Origin of the sequence: Ruminiclostridium hungatei (assembly GCF_002051585.1) — a bacterium.
Classification (GTDB): Bacteria; Bacillota; Clostridia; order Acetivibrionales; family DSM-1351; genus Ruminiclostridium; species Ruminiclostridium hungatei.
In genome coordinates, this window is record NZ_MZGX01000013.1 from 16,021 (window position 1) to 36,238 (window position 20,218).

General features: G+C 44.8%; 17 protein-coding genes and 2 tRNA genes. 1 reads left to right on the top strand and 18 read right to left on the bottom strand.

The genetic code is table 11. The annotated features are described in order from the left end of the window. Window positions 1-22: 22 nt before the first annotated feature. The 13 genes from CLHUN_RS10560 to CLHUN_RS10620 form a co-directional block, all read right to left on the bottom strand. The gene (locus CLHUN_RS10560) at window positions 23-1,348 is read right to left on the bottom strand and encodes a gluconeogenesis factor YvcK family protein (protein ID WP_080064562.1); all 1,326 of its coding nucleotides are present in this window, start codon (window positions 1,346-1,348) and stop codon (window positions 23-25) included. Continuing rightward, window positions 1,345-2,220, bottom strand: a complete 876-nt coding sequence (gene rapZ / locus CLHUN_RS10565) for an RNase adapter RapZ (protein ID WP_080064563.1) — start codon at window positions 2,218-2,220, stop codon at window positions 1,345-1,347. Before rapZ ends, CLHUN_RS10560 begins: the two co-directional genes overlap by 4 nt. 32 nt (window positions 2,221-2,252) lie before the next feature. Then, entirely contained in the window at window positions 2,253-3,167 is a 915-nt protein-coding gene (gene murB, locus CLHUN_RS10570) for a UDP-N-acetylmuramate dehydrogenase (RefSeq protein WP_080064564.1), read from the bottom strand. Between the two features lie 45 nt (window positions 3,168-3,212). Then, a complete protein-coding gene (locus tag CLHUN_RS10575) occupies window positions 3,213-3,944 on the bottom strand; it encodes a phosphatase (RefSeq protein ID WP_080064565.1) in 732 nt (243 codons plus the stop codon). A 133-nt stretch (window positions 3,945-4,077) separates the two neighbouring features. Beyond that, window positions 4,078-5,031, bottom strand: coding sequence for an HPr(Ser) kinase/phosphatase (hprK, locus tag CLHUN_RS10580; protein WP_080064566.1), 954 nt, complete (start codon window positions 5,029-5,031; stop codon window positions 4,078-4,080). 76 nt (window positions 5,032-5,107) lie between these two features. Then, window positions 5,108-7,555, bottom strand: coding sequence for a sodium-translocating pyrophosphatase (locus tag CLHUN_RS10585; RefSeq protein WP_080064567.1), 2,448 nt, complete (start codon window positions 7,553-7,555; stop codon window positions 5,108-5,110). A 164-nt stretch (window positions 7,556-7,719) separates the two neighbouring features. Then, a complete protein-coding gene (locus CLHUN_RS10590; protein WP_080064568.1) occupies window positions 7,720-8,700 on the bottom strand; it encodes a CBASS cGAMP-activated phospholipase in 981 nt (326 codons plus the stop codon). A gap of 466 nt (window positions 8,701-9,166) precedes the next feature. Then, window positions 9,167-10,426 carry a hypothetical protein gene (locus CLHUN_RS10595; protein ID WP_080064569.1) on the bottom strand — a complete coding sequence of 420 codons (1,260 nt, stop codon included), beginning with the start codon at window positions 10,424-10,426 and terminating at the stop codon, window positions 9,167-9,169. 126 nt (window positions 10,427-10,552) lie between these two features. Next, a tRNA-Gly gene (locus tag CLHUN_RS10600) sits at window positions 10,553-10,626 on the bottom strand. Between the two features lie 7 nt (window positions 10,627-10,633). Continuing rightward, a tRNA-Gly gene (locus CLHUN_RS10605) sits at window positions 10,634-10,708 on the bottom strand. 167 nt (window positions 10,709-10,875) lie between these two features. Continuing rightward, complete coding sequence (locus CLHUN_RS10610; RefSeq protein ID WP_080064570.1) at window positions 10,876-11,607, bottom strand: DUF554 domain-containing protein; 732 nt, start codon at window positions 11,605-11,607, stop codon at window positions 10,876-10,878. Between the two features lie 84 nt (window positions 11,608-11,691). Continuing rightward, the gene (locus CLHUN_RS10615; RefSeq protein WP_080064571.1) at window positions 11,692-13,044 is read right to left on the bottom strand and encodes a CCA tRNA nucleotidyltransferase; all 1,353 of its coding nucleotides are present in this window, start codon (window positions 13,042-13,044) and stop codon (window positions 11,692-11,694) included. A 117-nt stretch (window positions 13,045-13,161) separates the two neighbouring features. Then, complete coding sequence (locus CLHUN_RS10620) at window positions 13,162-13,563, bottom strand: hypothetical protein (RefSeq protein WP_080064572.1); 402 nt, start codon at window positions 13,561-13,563, stop codon at window positions 13,162-13,164. 211 nt (window positions 13,564-13,774) lie between these two features. Between CLHUN_RS10620 and CLHUN_RS22700 the strand changes: the two genes are divergently transcribed. After that, complete coding sequence (locus CLHUN_RS22700) at window positions 13,775-13,900, top strand: hypothetical protein (RefSeq protein ID WP_278247535.1); 126 nt, start codon at window positions 13,775-13,777, stop codon at window positions 13,898-13,900. A gap of 60 nt (window positions 13,901-13,960) precedes the next feature. Here CLHUN_RS22700 and CLHUN_RS10625 read toward each other — a convergent pair whose 3' ends face one another. The 5 genes from CLHUN_RS10625 to CLHUN_RS10645 form a co-directional block, all read right to left on the bottom strand. Continuing rightward, on the bottom strand, window positions 13,961-14,824 hold the full coding sequence (locus CLHUN_RS10625; protein ID WP_080064573.1) for a TerC/Alx family metal homeostasis membrane protein: 864 nt from the start codon (window positions 14,822-14,824) through the stop codon (window positions 13,961-13,963). A gap of 523 nt (window positions 14,825-15,347) precedes the next feature. Continuing rightward, window positions 15,348-16,829 carry a transposase gene (locus CLHUN_RS10630; protein WP_080064574.1) on the bottom strand — a complete coding sequence of 494 codons (1,482 nt, stop codon included), beginning with the start codon at window positions 16,827-16,829 and terminating at the stop codon, window positions 15,348-15,350. Window positions 16,830-16,861: 32 nt separating this feature from the next. Continuing rightward, on the bottom strand, window positions 16,862-18,034 hold the full coding sequence (locus CLHUN_RS10635; protein ID WP_080064575.1) for a SpoIIE family protein phosphatase: 1,173 nt from the start codon (window positions 18,032-18,034) through the stop codon (window positions 16,862-16,864). After that, window positions 18,031-19,755 carry a [Fe-Fe] hydrogenase large subunit C-terminal domain-containing protein gene (locus CLHUN_RS10640; protein ID WP_080064576.1) on the bottom strand — a complete coding sequence of 575 codons (1,725 nt, stop codon included), beginning with the start codon at window positions 19,753-19,755 and terminating at the stop codon, window positions 18,031-18,033. The genes CLHUN_RS10635 and CLHUN_RS10640 overlap by 4 nt, the downstream gene beginning before the upstream one ends. Window positions 19,756-19,844: 89 nt before the next feature. Beyond that, on the bottom strand, window positions 19,845-20,102 hold the full coding sequence (locus tag CLHUN_RS10645; protein WP_080064577.1) for a (2Fe-2S) ferredoxin domain-containing protein: 258 nt from the start codon (window positions 20,100-20,102) through the stop codon (window positions 19,845-19,847). Window positions 20,103-20,218 lie beyond the last annotated feature (116 nt).

Consider the following 20,218-nt stretch of genomic DNA (forward strand, 5'->3'; position numbering starts at 1 on the left):
TAACATCACCAAAATCCTTTAATCAGCCCATTTTATTAATCCTGTCCCGTGAATAGTAATAGTCCAGAATCCTTTCCTTATCCTTTGAAAGCACCAGGTCCGAAACAAGCTCCATGATCTTTTTTGCCAGCTTGTTGGAATCATGCCTTACATAATTATTGTTTATGGCTTTAAAATCACCTGTAATTATCTCAATTCCAAGCTTTTCAACCTCAGGGGCGTCAACCCTCACCAGTTCCGCACCATCCAGCCTGTACCTTTCCTCCAATTCCCCGGGAATGGGAGCGGTATTGGCAATGCAAAAATCTATGATTCCCTTGCGGGAGTGTTTCTCTATGGCAGTAATATGATCTCCCAGGGTATATCCTTCCGTTTCACAGGGTTGGGTCATGACATTGCAGACATAGACGATAATCGCCTTTGTCCCCGCCAGAGCATCACAAACCCCCTCAACCAGCAAATTGGGCAATATGCTTGTATACAGGCTTCCCGGACCAAGCACCACGATATCCGCCTCCATAATGGCGGCAATTGCCTCCTCCAGTGGTTTGACCTTGGTCTGGTTAAGGAATACCCTGTTTATCCGGGTCTTGTTTTCCCTGTTTCTATGCCCTATATTGTGCTCCCCCAGTATTGTCTCTCCACCCTCCATCTCGGCACAGAGCCTGACGTCCTCAAGGGTTATGGGGAGAACTGTTCCTGTTACCGCAAGGACATCGCTCATCTTTTTCACCGCTTCCTCAAAGCTTTCGGAAATTCCGTCCATAGCGGCCAGAAAAAGATTGCCGAAGCTCTGTCCCTTCAGCATTCCATCCTGAAATCTGTATTGAAGCAGCTTCTGCATTATGGGTTCGGTATCTGCCAGAGCAAGTATGCAGTTCCGTATGTCTCCGGGAGGAAGCATTCCCAGGTCCTCTCTGAGCACTCCGGAACCGCCTCCGTCGTCAGCCACCGTTACAAGTGCGGTCAGGTTGGAGGTATACTGCTTTAAACCTCTCAGCATTGTTGAAAGGCCTGTTCCCCCGCCAATGGCAACAATTTTAGGTCCCTTTACCAGAATTCTTTTTTCATGGAGCAGATTGCTCAGCCCCTCCGAATTCAGAGCAGTGTTTATATTCCTGTAATTAAAATCCTTGAGTATCGCATTTATCAAAGCCCTTAAGGAGCCTATCACCGTTATGACACCCAGACAGGCAAGCAAAAGCATTGAAACAATGAATAAAATACCATTTCCGTAATACTTAAGTGTTAAAACAATGCCCGTGCAAATTAACGTAAGGCCCGCAACCAGCAGCAGGCTCCACCTTCTGATCCCCATACCGGGAATCCATAAATCCGAAGCCCTCATTTTACAACTCCTCTGCCATCTTTCTCTATATCCCTGTGTTCAATAATCACCCTGTGCAGCTTTTCTTCCAGCCTTCTGAAAAGTTCATCGGCTATGGCAACCGACCTGTGCCTGCCTCCGGTACAGCCTATGCCGATATCCAACTGGGATTTTCCCTCCTTGATATAATTGGGAATAAGAAAATCCAGCATATCATCCAACCTGGCAAGAAAAGTCCTGGTTTCCTGTGCATCCAGCACAAAAGCTCTGACCAGCTCATCCTTGCCGGTTTTATGCTTCATGGGTGCGATATAGTACGGATTTGGTATGAACCTGACGTCGAAGACCAGGTCGCAGTCGGTTGGGATACCATACTTGAAACCAAAGGAAACGATATTGATTATTATACCTTTAAAAGTTTTCCCCTCCAGGAATATACCGTTTATTTCCTGCTTAAGCTGCCTGGTTGCAAGGGTTGAAGTATCTATTATATAGTTGGCCTTGGACTTGATTGCCTCAAGTGCTTTTCTCTCCTCTTTTATCCCCTTTATCAAACGGCCCTCCAGGGACAGGGGATGCTGCCGCCTGCTTTCCTTATATCTTTTTATCAGAACGGCATCGTCGGCCTCCAGAAAAAGTATTTCGTAGGAAAAGCCCGACTGTTTTACCTCGTTCAAGGCCGGAAGCAGGTCATGGAGCAATTCTCCCCCTCTGATATCAATAACCAGAGCAATTTTCTCCATTTTCCCTTCACTCTGGGCACTGATTTCGGCAAATTTAGGAATCAGCGCCGGGGGCAGATTATCAACACAGAAAAATCCGATATCTTCCAGATATTTAGTTACAAGGCTTTTCCCGGCACCCGACATTCCCGTTACTATTACAAATCTCATGTGTATATGTCCCCCATATCTTCTGTGTAAACTCAAAGGTCTCCGATTATCCTTATCTCCGGTTCCAACTGTACGTTAAATTCGCGGCTCACTGTAGTTTGTATGTGCCTTATCAATGCAAGCACATCCTCACAGCTTGCGCCGCCTGTGTTTATTATAAAGCCGCTGTGCTTGCCGGAAATCTGCGCTCCACCTATGCCAAAGCCTCTCAGCCCGCAATCATCAATGAGCTTTCCTGTAAAATGACCCTTTGGCCTTTTAAATACGCTGCCTGCACTGGGCCACTCCAGCGGCTGCTTGTCGCGGCGCTTGAAATTGAAGTCCTCCATAAGTGCCTTTATGTTTGCAGGATCAGCCTTTCTCAGCTTTAGCCGGGTTTTAAGCACTATCCCTCCGGTTTTCTGTATTATGCTGGTTCTGTAGTCAAAGCCGTGCTGCTCTCCTCTGACGGTAATTATAGCTCCCTTTCGGTCCATATACTCCGTCTCGGCTGCAATCACAGACATTTCGCCCCCATAGGCTCCTGCGTTCATGGTAACCGCACCGCCTATTGTTCCCGGGATTCCTTCTGCAAATTCCATCCCCGAAAGAGAATGTGCCAGAGCCAGCTTTGCTGCTTTTGATATGAGCATTCCGGCCTCAAATTCCAGAGTATCCCCGTGTACGGCAAAGCCCTGCAGATTATCATATATTTTTACAACTACTCCCCTGATGCCCTTGTCTGAAACCAGCAGATTTGTGCCATTTCCCATAATCATATAGGGAATCCCTTCTGCGGCAAAACACCTTACCATTTCACCCAACTGTCCCATTTCCCCCGGAATCACAAGAACATCGGCCGGGCCGCCTATTTTGAAAGATGTGTGACGGCTCATAGGTTCATTAATTAAAACTCTTTCTTCTCCTGATATTGAAGCAAGCCTTTTAACCAATTCTATATTATCCAAATCGTAGCACTCAACCTTCCCATGAGATGATAAGCTTTGCTGTTATCATTTCATAATATCCTTTAATCTTTTTTTCTTTTCCAGCAGATAGCTTTCCATTTTTTCAGCAGAGGTTGTAATAACCAGCTCCTCCGGCAGGTCTGCCTCCTCCAGCACTCTTTTCACATTGTCGAAGCGTCCGATGCTGAAGCTGATATGGGCATCTGTTCCGGTAGTTACCCTGACACCGTGCTTTTTGCACATGCGGGCTATCTCCAGACAGTTTTTCTCACTCCCCTTCCTGACAGTAAAGGAGTGATTGTTTATCTCCAAAAGCTTGTTGTTTTCCTTTGCGGCTTTCACTACCCTTTCAATATCAATTTGAAACTGAGGATTTCCGGGATGAGCCAGTACATCAATATATGGGTTCTCAAGTATCCTGATTGCCGCTTTGGTGTGATTTTCCACCGTGGAAGGGGGTATGCATATCTCATGAAAGCTTGCCAGCACCAAATCCAGGTCTCTTAAATAATTGACGGGCAGGTCCACCTCGCCGTCATAACTTATTATATTGAGCTCAACCCCTTTTAAGATGCGTACCCCGTAGAGTTCCCGCGGTATGACGCCCAGGTTTCCGAAATGGTAACGGAAAGGGGCGCCGTTCATGGCCGGACCGTGATCCGACATATTTATCATGCTGATGCCGTTTTCAAAAGCCTCTCTGGCATTTTCCTGTATGGTACTGTAGGCATGACCGCTTGAAATAGTGTGTGTATGTGTATCTACCAGTAAATTCATTTTGCCTCCTTTTCAGACTTCCATACCGCTGCGGCAAACAGCAGCTATTATGAAAATAGCTTCCACCAAGTAATTATTGACATATTTGGCGTAAGCTATTTCACTTGATATTCTTTAGAAGCCTCTTGTATTTTTAATCCTTAAAGCCTGTATCCTTGTATTCGGTGGATTTGTTGATATTGCCCAAAACCCTTTCACTGAGCACCTTGGCAGCATTATACCCCATCTTCTTCTGCCGGTTGTTCATGGCAGCAACCTCAACTATGACCGCCAGGTTTCTTCCGGGGCTGACGGGTATGGTAAGGCAGGGCACGGTTATTCCCAGCACCTCTGTAAACTCTTCCTCCAGCCCCAGCCTGTCATAGACCTTCTTGTCATTCCAGTGCTCAAATTTTATAACCAGATTTATGTTTTCGGTCATTTTAACAGAACCTACACCATAGAGGTTCTTGACATCCAGAATACCTATGCCTCTTATTTCTATAAAGTGCCTTATAATATCGGGAGCGGTTCCCACAAGGGTCTTATCCGAAACCTTCCTGATTTCCACATTGTCATCTGCAACAAGCCTGTGTCCTCTTTTAACCAGCTCCAGGGCTATCTCGCTTTTACCCACTCCGCTTTCACCCAGAATGAGGATTCCCTCACCGTAAACCTCTACCAGAACACCGTGAGTGCTGGTTCTTGGCGCCAGTTGCAGGTTCAGATACCTGATAACTCCGCTCATAAATCTGGAGGTAACATCATCTGTTCTCAGAACAGGTATATTGTACTTTCTCCCCACATCTATCATCTCGGGAAAAACGCCAAGTCCCCTGGCCACTACCATACAGGGAAAGCCGCATTTAAAAAAGTTATCCAGCCTCCTGTACCTGTCTTCCTCCCTGAGCTGCATGAGATATGCCGTCTCTCCCTTACCGATAATCTGCATTCTGTCAGTTCCGAAATACTCCATATAGCCTGCCAGTTGTAAGCCGGGCCTGTTTACATCCGCTGATGAAATCTCTATATTTTCATAGTCCTTGCAGCCTGTAAGCTCCTCCAACTGAAACTCTTCCATTATCTCTTTTATCGTCACTGAAAACATATATTAGCCTCCCAAGCCATTTCGTCAGTACATTCAATCCCTAATATTATATAATATCGGCCGGAAAAAGAAAACACTATCTGCGTGTCTTATTGTTTATTCTCATCCTGTAGAAGGAACGCCAGACAAATACCAGTGCACAGCCCAGGAAAACAATGCCGGCAAAGGGAGCGGCATCCTTGAAGGAGTCTGATATGGCTATCTCCATGGCTAAAAGCCCGAAAAGCGTTGTAAACTTTATTATTGGGTTAAGCGCCACCGAAGAGGTATCCTTGAAGGGATCTCCCACAGTGTCTCCTACTACGGTTGCATCATGGAGCTCCGTACCTTTCTGCTTGAGCTCCACCTCCACCACCTTTTTCGCATTATCCCAGCAGCCCCCGGCATTTGCCATAAATATGGCCTGGTACAGCCCGAATACTGCAATTGATATGAGATAGGCTATAAATAATGCAACAGAATCCGTGCCATTTCTTGGAGCGGATAAAAATGCAAAGGCAAGTGCAAAGGAAAATACGGCTATGAATATATTCAGCATTCCCTTCTGGGCATATTGAGTGCATATCCTGACCACTTCCTTTGACTTGTCTATGGAGGCCCTCCGGTTTGAATCCTCCTCCAGCCGGATATTCCTTTTTATGTACTCCACAGCCCTGTACGCTCCTGTGGAAACCGCCTGGGTGGACGCCCCGGTAAACCAGTAAATGACTGCGCCTCCGCAAAGGAAGCCCAGAAGGGTATATGGATTCAATATATTCAGCACCGCCTCCGGCTGCACTCCCAGAACATTCTTGATTACCAGTATGAGGGAAAAAATCATCGTGGTAGCCCCCACTACAGCGGTTCCTATCAAAACCGGTTTGGCAGTTGCCTTAAAGGTGTTGCCTGCGCCGTCATTAGCCTCCAGGTAATATTTTGCACTTTCAAAATCCGGCTTGAAGCCGAAGCTGCTCTCTATTTCCTTTTCAATGCCGGGAATTTCCTCTATCAGAGATAGTTCGTATATGGACTGTGCGTTGTCGGTTACAGGCCCATAGCTGTCAACTGCAATAGTGACAGGCCCCATTCCAAGGAAGCCGAAGGCTACAAGCCCGAAGGCAAATATGGAGGGATAGTCCATAATGTCTCCCAGCCCCAACCTGCTGACGGAATACGCGGCAAACATAAGGACTATGAACACCATACCCTTCCAAAAGGCGCTGAAATTGCCGGCAACAAGACCGGAAAGGATGTTCAGCGAGGCTCCTCCCTCCTTTGAAGCCGCCACAGTCTCTTTTACATGTATTGATTTGGGACTTGTAAATATCTTGGTGAACTCAGGAATTAAAGCCGCCCCCAGTGTACCGCAGCTTATTATGGCTGCCAGCAGCACCCAAAGGTGGCCCGACCTGTCACCTATGGCCGTTTCAGGCCCTAGCATGAGAAAGCTTATGAGGAAGGTGACGGCTATGGACAGGGCCGAAGTAATCCATACCAGGCTGGTAAGGGGCTTTTCAAAGTCCATGTGTATTTTGCGTCCAAATCTGATTTTGCTCAGCAGCTTGTTAATATAGAAGGCTCCGATGGATGTAACTATCATCAGCACACGCATGGTGAAAATCCACACCAGCATATGGCTCTGAAGCCCACCTGCAACGGCCAGCACTATAAAGGTAATGAGGGCCACCCCCGTAACGCCGTATGTCTCAAAACCGTCGGCAGTGGGACCGACGCTGTCTCCCGCGTTGTCTCCTGTGCAATCTGCTATCACTCCCGGATTCCGGGGATCATCCTCTTTTATCTTGAAAACTATTTTCATCAAATCAGAACCAATGTCTGCAATTTTGGTAAAAATGCCCCCGGCAATGCGAAGTGCACTGGCCCCCAGCGATTCTCCAATGGCAAAGCCGATAAAGCTTGCTCCTGCCAGTTCCCGCGGAACAAACAGGAGAATGGCCAGCATCATGATAAGCTCAACGCATATGAGAATGACACCAATGCTCATACCCGAATCCAGCGGTATGCACAGGAGCTTCAAGGGCTTTTTCTCCAGTGCCGAAAAGGCCATCCTGCTGTTTGCCAGTGTATTCATCCGGATGCCATACCAGGCAACGCCGTACGACCCCAATATGCCCACTACCGTCCAGGCCAGGATAAGTATTACCCCTCCTGCCCCCTTATCCTGAAGGAAGCCGAAGTAGAAGGCAATACAAACGCCTATAAATACCAGTAAAAGGGCCAGAAACTTTCCCTGCTGCACCAGGTAGGTCTTGCAGGTTTCATATATGGTGTCCGCCACCTCAAGCATACTCTTATGTGCTCTAATTTTCCTGATCCTGATAAATTGAATCAGCCCGAACAGCATTCCCAGCAAACATACAAGCATACCCAGATACAACAAGTTGTTCTGTCCCCGGGTCAGTTCCGGGGTGCTGAGGTCTGCCTCTCCGGCAAAGGCTGAAAGGGGAGTAAAAGCAGTTATCAGAGTACTTGTCAATAGTACTTCGGTTGTTTTCTTCAGCAACCTTTTAAGTCGTGAATACATAAAACGGCCTCCTTTTACCATAATAAAGGGACAGCAAGACAAAAGGGGTGAAATTGCTGTCATTCTGCCATCCCTAAAAAGTCGTACAGTATATTTTATTAGCCAATGTATTCACAACATTCTGATTTATTAAAATAATTTGTAAAGCTGGCTGGCAGAAATAATTACACAAGCTGCCTGCATATCTTATCCAGTTTTCCGCTATTGTACCACTCTTCCACTGTTTTTTGCCCCAGCAGTCTGAGCTGGTGAATGTTTTCATCACTTGCATCATCCATGCCCTTGCCCAATTCAGCAAGACTTGACTGCACCCTGAAATACCTTCTTTCTGTGAGCAGTTGCCTCAACTGGTAATCCACAGTCCCGCTTACGCCGTCGAAAACAATCCCCAGCATTGGTTTTGCCCAGTTAACCAGCCCCCAGTCCTTTGCCTCATCATAGGGTATGGTTTTACTCAGCTCGCCTGTCCCCAGCGACAGGAGCAATATGTCGTCATCATTCCCGAACATTACCTTTGCCTCGGCAAAAGCGCACATTGCCGGATTATTGGCAAATACGCCCCCGTCAATGAAGGTATAGTAATCAGGCCCCTTGCCTGTATTCATTTCAAGCTTGTATGGCTGAAAATATGTAGGAGCGGCAGAGCTTGCCCTGGCCACCTGCCACATGGGGAAATCGTAGTTTTCCTTCTGAGGATTCCTGGCATGGCGGCTTTTAAAGAAAAAAGGCAGCCTGAGCCCTATCTCATAGGCAGGAATCAGAACAGGTGCCAGGGCTTCCGACAGCATGGCCTTTCCAAAATAGTCCTTCAGCACCGATTCAATGCCCGAGGATTTATACTTCTCATCACTTAGGCCGTCAAGGGATAAAATTTTATGAAAAATACTTGTGGAAAATATTTTCTGGCCCTTCTCGGCATACAGATTTATCAACTCCTCAGCGCTGTATGCCGGTCTGGTTTTGTCTTCCTTTGAAGGCATGGTGAGTCCCAGGGCTATAATTGCGCCGGTGGAGGTTCCGGATACCAGGTCAAACATCTGGCATACCGGCTTTGACGTCATCTCTTCTATTTTTGCCAGCACCATGGACGGAAGTATGCCCCTTATTCCTCCGCCGTCAATTGATAAAATTTTTATTTTTCCCATACTGTTCTCCGTTTCAGACGATATGCCTTTTAAGGCTGTTGTCTGCTCTTTATATTGTGATATTAAATTAACTCGTCGTGCTGGTTCAAAATGTGGTAAACAGGAATATAGCTGTTGGAGACTGTACACGCGAGGACGACTTTAGAGAAATGCGCGGTATGATTAAAAGCTTTTGCTGAAATTGTAGGCTTACAGCATGCTGCTTTTGCAGTTAAATTGACAGGATGTCAATTTAAGCAGCACTCGAGACCTGGATGGTCGAGTTGCTGCGACTGCTGAAAAAGCATGTTGCAAGTCGTACTATTTCAAGCAAAAGTGTTATATACAAGCATTTCTTTAAAGCTCGTCCGGGAGGGAACATTCTCCAAACTGCTCTGCAAGCATATATAGCCTTAACCGGCACAACAGGTTAATTTGATTTTACAATATTTTACTTATAAAGAACAGTGGCAAAATCAATGGAAGGTCAGTTCAAATCCAGCCTGCTGACTCCCAGGGCATGATGATTCCAGAGGGTATCCGCCACCATTTCGGCCTTGTCCTTCACGCAGTCTATAATCAATACCACTTCGGAAACTTTTTTGTTGTCTTGCCGGCGGCTGCTCTTCCTAAGAATCAAAAGCTTTATTGCGAGGCCCAGGGAGAATCCTGCAATCAGGCCTGCCATCCCCCAGAAAACCGGCCCGAATTTCAGTAGAAAACCATAGATGGTTCCCAGCAGCATAAAAATGGTTCCCAGAATGGAGGCAAGGTCCATAAGGCTTAGTCCGTCCGATTGATGTATGGAGTCAAAAAGCTTTCTTTGCTCAGCTCTTTTATCCAGGGGAACAGCAAGTATATCCTCTTTTGCAATCCCTCTCATTTGAATTGCGGTTACCGCCTTTTCCAGAAAGATTGAATGCTCGAAAGTCGAGATTATATACATCTGATCACCTCCAGCAGTAATATTTTTGCCTGGAACTGTAAAGTTACTGTTTTGATAATGCTTTTTAAGGAATTGGGACTGCTCCCACTCGAAAAGCTTGTTATTCTCCACCGTATTCATATACGCATCGTATACGGAGAACATATAGACGGAAGAAATATTCATGGCCCAGTGCTCGTCTACGACAGACCGCGCCATTTCGAACCCTCCGGTAAAAGTAAAGTGAATTGCCGGCAGGACCTTAGAATAGTATAGTATGACTATCCACCAGACAAACATGAATGTGGCGGCTACAATCCTATGGTTATACAACTGGCCTGTACCGGGCATTAAGAAGGACCACATGGCCGATACCCAGGGGATTTTCCTGTCAAGGTAATTCAATTCCAGGGAATTCATGATGAAGGGCTGAATCTCTGCATCTTCTCTTGCGGCAAGTTCATAACTGTTATTTACATCATTTGCAGCCCTGTAGCTGTCCCAAATGGAAAAAATATACACCGCATTATACAGCAGAAGCCACCGGATGTCCAACACCTCCTGTGCCGCCTTGAAATTGCCTGTGAAGGTATAAAAAATCCCCATGTTAAGATGTGCCTTCAGGTTGATTACAACTTCCCATATGAACAGCAGAAAGCCCCTGATATATTTTGAGAGCAGCATGTGACCAAGGCCGGGAAATGCCGCAGACCACCAGGCCACAACATAAGGATTTCTATAATGCAGTTGTGTAATGCCGAAAATGCTTAAAAATGCAATTTTCCGCCTTGACTCCGGACTATTTGATGAATTTCTTTCCACAGGATACTCCCCTATATAGTTTCATTCATCTCATAATTTGCCCCAGACTGATGATTTTATCCGGATTTAGCAAAAAAACCGTTTCTTTCATAATGTATCATACATTACAAAAGAAACGGCTTTTGTTGGAGCGGGTGATGGGAATCGGACCCACGCAATCAGCTTGGAAGGCTGATGTTCTACCATTGAACTACACCCGCGGGATTATGGAGCGGGTTAAGAGATTCGAACTCTCGACTTTCACCTTGGCAAGGTGACACTCTACCGCTGAGTTAAACCCGCATCACTATCATGCAAAAGTTATTATAAAGGGGTTCGCTGCTTTTGTCAATCGTTTTTTTAAAATATACATTAATAAATTAACTCGTTGTACCAGTTAAAAATGTGGTAAACAGCAAAAACTGCTTGGATGCTGCCTACTCCCGGCGAGCTTCAGATAATACGCTCTGCTACAGACCAAGCAGACCGCGCAGAATAAAGTACAGCACAGGAATAAATACGGCAGGAAGAAGGTTGCCCACATTGATTTTTTTCAATTCCAGCAGATTTATGCCTATGGCGAAAATAAGTATTCCTCCCACCAGGGACATCTGGCTTATGACCATGTCATTGAGCCAGGGCTTTATAACCCCCGCCAGCAGGGTTATGCCTCCCTGGTAGACAAGCACCGGTATGGCCGAAAAGGCTACGCCTATTCCCATTGTGGCCGCAAAGACAACCGCTGATACACCATCCAGAATGGATTTTGCATAAAGAGTTGAAGGATTCCCCGAGAGTCCATCCTCCAGCGAGCCCACAATAGCCATAGCCCCCACACAGTATACCAGGCTTGCGGTGACAAAGCCCTCCGCAAAGGCTCCTCCTCTGGCAGGGATTTTGGATTGAAACCAAACTCCTATGTTTTCAAGCCTTTTTTCTATCTTCAAAAACTCCCCGATCAAGCCTCCAAATACGAGACTGAATATCATAAGCATTATGAACTGCCTGTCCAGCTTGTTTCCGGCTACAATCGTGAGCATTTCCTTTATTGTTCCGGATATTCCTATGAACATGACAGAGAGGCCTATAGCCTGCATAACCGTTTTCTTGTATTTTTCAGGTATTCCGCTTCTCAGCAGAGTCCCGGCAATTCCTCCTGCAATAACTGCTCCGGTGTTTACCAGAGTTCCCATTCCCGTCAAAACCAACACTCCCCATAAAATCATTATATATAGCCTTAAAGCTTTTGTATAAAGCACACCGGCACAAAGAGCCGGCTTTAAGGGCTACTGATATTTTCCCATAAGCTGCCTGGCCAGTTCCGTCAGACTCTCCCTGCTGTTTATTTCGGGCTTCTCCAAAACCTGCTCGAACAACCCGCTCAGAACTTCCTTCAATTCCTTGCCCGGCTTCATGCCAAGTGCTATAAGATCATCCCCGTTTACAGCCATCTGGGACAGGCTGAGACAATGCTGCCCGTCCTTTATCCGAGCATAAATATGCTTAATATTATCCAACTTTATAAGCCGTTTGTCCAGATAAACAGGATTTTGTCCCAGGGCATCTGCCCGCTGGACCTCCAGGAGGCTTGGGAATAATTCCTCCCCCAATCTGCTTGTAACCCTTCTGACGGATTTTTCCGTATCAAAAATGTCAATGTCATGATATTTGACCAAAGTCAGTATCTTTTTTATGGAAAGCTTGTCAAAGCGCAGCCGGTTTAATATTTCACCGGCCAGCTCGGCACTTGCTTCCTGATGTCCGTAAAAGTGATCTATCCCTTTGTCATCCGTTGTCTTTTTTGAAGGCTTCCCAATATCGTGCAGGAGCATGGTCCATCTGAGGATCAGGCTGTCCGGAATGCTTTCCACAGTGCGTATAATGTGGTCTGCCACATTGTATATATGGTAGGGATTATTTTGCCCGGTATGGTAGCAGGGAATAAATTCAGGCATGATATGGGCCAGCAGCCCGGAATGGTATAGCTTGTTGAAGCTTGACGGCTCCTGGGAAGTCAGAATCTTGTTCAATTCCTCCCTGACTCTTTCCCTGCTGATATTTTTTATGGAGCCTGCATTCTCCGCTATTGCACCAAAGGTATTTTTTTCGATTGAAAAGCCCAGTTGAGCGCTGAATCTCACCGCCCGCAGCATTCTCAGCGCATCCTCCAGAAACCTTGTGCCTGCGTCTCCTACGGCTTTTATCTGCCTTTGTTCAATATCCTTTAAGCCGTCAAAATAGTCTATCAGCCCGGTATTGGGATTATAAGCCATGGCATTGACCGTAAAGTCCCGCCTGGCCAAATCCTGCTTCAGATCAGAGGTAAAGCTCACATTGTCCGGCCTCCGGGAATCTGTATAATGCCCGTCTATCCTGTAGGTGGTTACTTCATACAGGCTGTTGTCGACAGAAACACTTACCGTCCCATGCTTGATTCCTGTGTCATAGGTTTTTTTAAAAAGCCTTTTGACGTCCACAGGCAGGGCACTGGTTGCAATGTCCCAGTCGCAGGGGAGCTTTCCAAGTATGGAGTCCCTGACACATCCTCCCACAATAAAGGCCTCAAAGCCGTTTTCATTGAGTTTTTCAATTATATATCCCACAGCTTCGGGATAGCTGATCTTATCCATAAGTTTCATAGTTTCCTGCCTCTGCTTTACAGACTGTTTCTTTTGTCTACCATGTAATTTTATCACATTTGTCGGCAATTGATGCACCTATCTTTTTACAGGCTGTCATGGTCTGCCGAAGGCTGTTCATTTACTTCGGGTGCCGCCGCCAAGGGTATTGTGGACAAAAGCGGCTATGCTGCTCACAGGAATTACAGCCACAGCCCCCGGGCGTGCCTTTTTGTTGTAAGGGCAAAGGGCGCAGAACAGTATATTTCCTGAACGGCTGCTGCAGTTGTTTCCCAGGGAACAGTCAGGCGGAGTTGCGGGCAGCATTAATAGCTTTATGTATGCAGGACAGCTTTCCATTAATACTCCGGTAAAGCCCTTCCCGACTTCACCTCCCCCACTGACGAAAACCGTTACTGTCTGCCCCTGGAACTGCTCAAATCCCATTTCATGTATTTCTCCACCCGTTTCCTTTATTTCAGGGGCAGCTTTCTCAGCTTTATTTTTGTGATGTACCCGCTTTTTTATAAACAATCCCATCCGTGACACCCCAAAAAAAGAACTCTTAATTCATTATATTAATTTTATTTATTTATGCGATGATATATTTTTTTATTTGTAACAAAAAAAAGCCTTTTGAATAGTATGGTATTAGCCTGATAAAAATCCATGCTCCGATTGAAATAAGAGAGATGGATTTTATCGAAGACTACTTAAATAATAACGACTTATATTTGGAGGGAGTGTTTTTATGGGTAAGAAGGGTTTCTTTGGTGGTGGAGGCGGCTGCTGTGGTGATGATAATTTTATATGGATCATCATAATTCTCATTATAATATTCTTCTGCTTATGCGGAAATGATGGCCATGATTGCTAAATCAAAAAGATAAACCCGGGGGCTTTTAAGCCCCCGGGTTTATTTCCATCTTAAACAGGATTACAAATCAACCTTTTTCAGCTTTATTTCTTCCTTTTTCTTTTCCTGATGCTTGTTAACCAATACGGAGACTATTACACTTCCCAGCAAAATGGTAAATATGGTGACCAGTGAATAGATTATGGTTATTTCTATATGGAAAAAGAGTATTCCCAGTTTTACACCTGTAAACATCAATATCAGCGCAACACCATACTTGACATATTTAAATTTCTCCTGCATGGCGGCAAGCACGAAGTACAGGCTTCTGAGCCCCAATATGGCAAATATGTTCGAGGTATATACTATGAACGGGTCGGTTGATATGGAAAAAATAGCAGGTATTGAATCTATGGCAAAAAGGATATCCGAAAATTCAATCAGCACCAGTATGGCAAACAGCGGTGTTGCATGAAGAATATGGTTTTGCCTTACAAAAAACTTCTCCTCATGCAGGGTGTCGGTAACCGGAAGAATTTTGCCAAGGACTTTTAATACCTTGCTGTCCTTGTGGTCTCCTGCTTCTTCGCTGCTGAACATCATCTTTGCTCCGCTGATAATGAGAATTATACCGAATACATATAAAATCCAGTGAATCTTGTTTATAATGGTTATCCCCAGCAGTATGAAAACCAGCCTGAGCACAATGGCACCCATTATGCCGTAATTGAGGACCCTTCTTTGATATTGGGGTTTTATACCGAAACTTGTAAACAGTATAAGAAACAGAAACAGGTTGTCAACACTCAGACTGAGTTCAATCATGTATCCGCCCAAAAACTCCAGCGCCTTGTGCTGTCCTTCAAAAATATAAATCCCTGCATTAAACAGTACCGCAAGTCCAATCCATAATAGTACAAACCTAATTGCTCTTTTCGTTGACATTTTAGCCTCCCAGTATTTTCACAAAACATCCCCATACCAGAGGTAATGGGGTTTTGCCTTTATTTTCCCTGCGCTTGAACCTTAAAACCTGAAAAATTAAAACCTTTAAAAACATAAAACAATAAAAAAACCCTGAATGCATTATAACATTCAAGGTCTTGCTTTCCACTTACGGAGAATAAAGCCAGGCTGCTGTCCGCCGGTTGTTGACTTTATCGCTTTCAAGCTACTCCCCTTTACTTGTACATAGTTTAACAAAATTATTCAAATTAGTCAATGAAATACCTTTAAAATAAATATTCTCATAAAGCTCTTTTTTTATTCTCCTGATGAGAGGATTTAACCCTTTTACATTGAATGAAGCCGCATCAGACAGGCTGATGCGGCTTCAGGCTAGATAGCTGCACTTTTTCAGGCGAAAATTGCCTGAGCCTACTATGTAGGACCATGTGCGGCAGCAAAGGCACAATAAAATATCAAGCAGAATATTAAACAAATTTATAACTAAACCTGTAAAAGGCCTTTAAACTATTTCAATATTTGTGAAGTCATGGCTCTTAAGCTTTTCTATGATACTTCTCACATCCCTGGCATTGAGCCTGTGGCCTGCCTGGGAATCCTCCATGTTCTCGGAAATCTCATTGATTTTTTCCTTGAGCCTTTCAAAGGGATTTTCATTTCGCGGAACAAACAGCTCCAGCCCTATCAGATCATTCTGAAGATACATTCCCTCTATTGTCCTTCTGGCCTTGAGCTTGATGGAGGTATTCTGGTATTTGATCAGCTTCACCGCCAGGTTCAGGCTGCCCAGACTGTCAAGGCTGCTGCTCATGCCGCAGGTAGTGCAAATGAACATGCCTTTTGAAAACCTGTTTTTCTTTGTATTGCAGCCGCAGATGCTGCACCTGTGGAAAATGTCCACCGAACTCACCTTTGCAGGCGGCGGCAAGCCTTTTTGCGGCAATTTGTAGTCAAGTATCCTTGCAAAATCGTTATATTGCTTGCAGCCGAAAATAGGCTTAACGGTTGTGCCCGCGTCATTCCAGCTCAATTTGTCGCCCTTTCCGGTAAGGTTTTGAAGCACTACCATTGACTTGTCTTTTACGGCAATTTCAACGATGGTATTTGCAAGTTCAAACAGGTTCCTCCGCTGCTCGGAAGGATTGCCGGTGCGGCCGCAGTCAAGTGTCCCGTTCCGGAGGAGCTGACCCTTTTTGTTTACAACCGAATAGCTTACGGCATGCTCAATGCCCCTGCTCACTCCCAGATAAGTCCCGGCGGCGATTTTTTCATCCTCAGGCAAATCTATGCTGAGACTTAAATAATATTCGTTATTTTTGACCAGCAGTCTTGCCGCCCGCAGTATCTCAGGTTTTTCAACAGCCTGCATCAGCATGTTCAACTGCCATTTTCCAAAGGAAAGGGGCACAATTAAATAAGTTTCATTTTTCTGAGCCTTTACCTGCTCCGCTTTCCTGGAAATGTACTTGAAATCCCTTTCAAAATCAAAGCTCTGCCTTGCCTTTCCGTTTTTTACATTCATTAAAAAAAGCTTTGCAAAAAATTTTCCGTTGGCGGCATCATATATGAGGCAAAAGCTTCTTTTGGTATCATATCTGCAAAAGTATATGGGCCTCAGTCTGTCTTCACCGGTTACAGGCCCCTGCCTGAAGGCGGGAAAAGCTATATCCGGATTGTTTTTCTTCTGTACGAAATAGCTGGCAAGAGTCATTCCGAAATCAAGCTTCAGAGAATCCTTAAAGGGCTGTACTTCAAATCTGTTCAATTCCGCAGACATATCCCTGTCAATCCATTTGGAAAGCCCAAGAGAGCTATATGCACCCTTTGTGGATTTATAGTTGTTCTCTATATTCTCAATATCGGCAAACGCCCTGTCCAGCAGGTAGTTATACGCATTATTGTAATTGACGAACGCCGCCTTTATTATATTTTTCTTTGTGGAACCAGGCTTATGAAGTTTCAGGTGTATGGTCCGTAATCCCATAGCTTCCTCCGTCTATGCTGCCATTACAGCTACTAGCAGTATTCAATGGTAATATGCTTTCCTGCCTGACTCAGCAGACCTGCTATTTCTTCCACCAGCTTGAATTTAAGCCCCATATTAAGTGGGAATTCAGGGTTCTGGTGTGCAGGATTTATGGCCTGACCTATAAAAAAGTATATGCTGGTGCTCTCTTCAAGCAGCATTTTTGCCAGTTTTGACGCACCGTCCTTCTTATTGAGCATCAGAAAGTCACTCATGGTGCTGTCAGGAGACACACAGGTTTTCAAAAGCTCAAGGGTTCTCCTTAAGGTCAGTACTCCCTCGGTGGTAAGGTTTATGCCGTCAATTTCCGCAGTGGGCGGAACAGAAGGATTGAAATATTCAATGGAGGTCTTTATTTCCTTCCCGGTTAAACGGGCAACTATCTGGGAAGTGGTTCCTCCGCATACAACCTTTTTGCCTTCCCTGTTCATAAATTTTGCTACTATATCGCCGTCATTTCCCATATCCACCGGAGGACCTATCATAAGGTTCAGCTTTATGGGCTTTTTGGCTTTGAGTGCCACAACCGTGGTATCATCACCGGGCTCGTTTGCATACAGGCTGTCGCAGGCAGACAGCAGCAGCTTTGCTACCGCCTTTGAGGACATATCCTTTTTATAGGTTTTCTGAACATAATCGCTCACATTTTCCCATTGCCAGCCCAGGTTCAAGGTTTGGCCTATTCCCGCATGAATAACTCCGTCACTTATCATAATGAACAAATCATCGGGGCTCACTGTAAACCTTGCCTCATTTATGAGCTTCCCGCTGATTTCACGGCTCTCGGTTTTAAATTCCTGCAATTTTCCCTTCCTAAGCCGGATTATTGCAGGATTATCAAATTCAACCAGATAGCCTTCTCCGTTGTTGAAAATCTGAATGATTGAAAAGGTTGAATAGGCAACCTCCCGTTCCTTACATACCGGCAGGGTACTGGCTATGGTGTTGACAGCCTCCTCTATATCCAGTCCGTTTGACATTATGGTTCCTATGATTTTGGAGGTGAGTGTTGCAAGAATGTTGGCCTTCACTCCGCTGCCCAGCCCGTCTGCAAGCACAACCACCACAGAATCCGAGCTTCTGATGATTTCAACCTTATCCCCGCACAGTTCTTCCCTGTATTTATTTAAACTTTCATAATTTACATCTATGTAGAGGCTCACGTACCTTCACCCATCTCCGACATAATTGATTTTTTGAGTTTGGTCAGGGCTACCTTTGTCTCTGCTGTAGTTTCCCCAAGCAGGCTGGCAATCTCCTGAGCAACTCTCATTTGCTTTTCCATGACCTTCTGAGCAATCTCTATGTTTTGTGAGCGGCTTTCAAATACTTTCTGCCGCTGATTTTCCTCATCAGTAATGTCATTAATTATTACAATCAGTGTATTATGTTTGCTTACATTAATAATTGATTGTTTGACTACCATGTCAAATTCTTCATATAAATATTTTTCGTCGTAAAGATTTTCTCCGCTTTCCAGAACCTTTTCAAACAGGTCACACTTCAGGAACTCACAGATATTCATGCCCTCCACGTCTGTAGAATTCAACTTGAACATGGTTTTTGCAGATTTGTTTGCTTCCTGTATGTTCAGGTTTTCATCCAGTGCAAAAATCCCATAAGGAGTGTAATTGATTATTATGTTTGATATGGATTCCGCTCTTTCCCTCATATATGGAAGGCACATATGCACCTGGGCCTTGCCCAGATAAACCGCAATTGCCTTTTCCTTGCAGGTAGGGTATCCGCAGGCTCCGCAGTTGAGCTCCTTATCCTCGCTGAATTTGCCGATGCTGTTGAGTATTCCTTGGATCACAGCCTTAGATGGCATTTCCGGCCTTCTTGACCTGTCTATAAAGGTTTTGGACAAATTACTCTTGGTGGCTGCCATTAATGAGCTTTTATTTTCATTCTGACAAAGAGCGGCTTTCTTTGCATAGTTCAAAAGTCTTTCCCTTGAAGTTAAAAACCCTCCGGGTACATGTTTCATGCAGGGTCCGGCTATACAGCCGCCCGTGCAACTGCTCATTTCTATAAAATAGTTTTCAATATTGCCTTCCGCTATGGAATCCAGAATGTCAATGCATCTTTCCACTCCATCCACGCTTATTGACCTGTAGCTTTTTTTAATGCTTCTGTCAATGGTTTTAAGTATTCCTCCCGGCACAGGGTAGATTCTTGCAATGTTGTCAAAATTTTTCATCTCGTCAGCCAGGTTCTTTTCCTCATAAAGGCCTTCTTCTTCAAACCATTTTTCCAGTTCATCAAAGGTTATTACCGCATCCACCTGGTTTTCGTTCTGCAGGTCGTTGCACTCCTCTTTTTTGGATATGCAGGGGCCTATGAATACCACCCTTATCCTCTGTCCGTAGGTTTCTCTGAGCATTTTTGCATGGGCAATCATGGGAGACACCACGGGAGCAAGCTGGCCTATAAGCTGGGGATAGTATTTTTCCACCAGCAGGATTACCGAAGAACAGCAGCTTGTTATAATATTTTTCATTTCTTTTTTGTTTATGAGCTTTTCATATTGCCGGGACACCTGATATGCGCCGTTGGCCGTTCCTTCAACATGGGTGAATCCCAGTCTTTTCAGCGCCGCATAAAGCCACCTTTCATCCTGGTCGAAGGCCGAAACAAAAGATGGGGCCAGACTTACATAGACCTTTTCCTTCTTTGCGATGAATTTCCTGACCCTGTCTATTTCACTGTTGACACTTTTGGCATTCTGGGGACATACTTTCAGGCAGTTGCCGCAAAGGGTGCATTCATCATGTATAATCTCAGCCTGTTCGTTCCTGAAAGCTATGGCATTGACAGGACAGCTCCTTATGCATTTGTAGCAGTTTTTGCAGTTTGCTTCCTTAAATTGAATTATACTCATAATATTTCCATGCCCCCCACCTCGCACAAAACTCCATGAAAGTTACGGCATAGAATCGGTGCTACATTTTTATTTGCTTCAAAATTTGTTCAACCTTCCGCCTCAATTTGTTTAATAACCTGCTCATTAAAGAAACTTTCAGCATTCACGATGGCTACGTCACCATAGAAAACATCGCCTACTCTCACACATACACCATTGGTGCACTTGCCCATGCAAAAGGACGCCTTCAGAATTGCCTTGTCTTCCAAACGGTTTTCTTTTATAAGTCTCTGGAAGCAGCTTATTATTTGATAAGAACCCTTAAGATGACATGAGCTTCCTACGCATACATAAATATCAAGCATTACACTTAACCCCTCCATACACCTTTGTGAAACAAATAACAATATAATTGTAAACCGTTGTTAAATTTGTGTCAATCCATATATATACCTTTATTCCTTGTTATATTTCCCTATTC

Coding starts and splice junctions, on each gene's coding strand:
- CLHUN_RS10585 (WP_080064567.1), bottom strand. CDS start 7,555: ATGTATTCACGACTTAAAAGGTTGCTGAAGAAAACAACCGAAGTACTA.
- CLHUN_RS10640 (WP_080064576.1), bottom strand. CDS start 19,755: ATGAGTATAATTCAATTTAAGGAAGCAAACTGCAAAAACTGCTACAAA.
- CLHUN_RS10645 (WP_080064577.1), bottom strand. CDS start 20,102: ATGCTTGATATTTATGTATGCGTAGGAAGCTCATGTCATCTTAAGGGT.
- CLHUN_RS10590 (WP_080064568.1), bottom strand. CDS start 8,700: ATGGGAAAAATAAAAATTTTATCAATTGACGGCGGAGGAATAAGGGGC.
- CLHUN_RS10615 (WP_080064571.1), bottom strand. CDS start 13,044: ATGAAACTTATGGATAAGATCAGCTATCCCGAAGCTGTGGGATATATA.
- hprK (WP_080064566.1), bottom strand. CDS start 5,031: ATGTTTTCAGTGACGATAAAAGAGATAATGGAAGAGTTTCAGTTGGAG.
- CLHUN_RS22700 (WP_278247535.1), top strand. CDS start 13,775: ATGGGTAAGAAGGGTTTCTTTGGTGGTGGAGGCGGCTGCTGTGGTGAT.
- CLHUN_RS10625 (WP_080064573.1), bottom strand. CDS start 14,824: ATGTCAACGAAAAGAGCAATTAGGTTTGTACTATTATGGATTGGACTT.
- CLHUN_RS10560 (WP_080064562.1), bottom strand. CDS start 1,348: ATGAGGGCTTCGGATTTATGGATTCCCGGTATGGGGATCAGAAGGTGG.
- CLHUN_RS10575 (WP_080064565.1), bottom strand. CDS start 3,944: ATGAATTTACTGGTAGATACACATACACACACTATTTCAAGCGGTCAT.
- rapZ (WP_080064563.1), bottom strand. CDS start 2,220: ATGAGATTTGTAATAGTAACGGGAATGTCGGGTGCCGGGAAAAGCCTT.
- CLHUN_RS10620 (WP_080064572.1), bottom strand. CDS start 13,563: ATGGGATTGTTTATAAAAAAGCGGGTACATCACAAAAATAAAGCTGAG.
- CLHUN_RS10630 (WP_080064574.1), bottom strand. CDS start 16,829: ATGGGATTACGGACCATACACCTGAAACTTCATAAGCCTGGTTCCACA.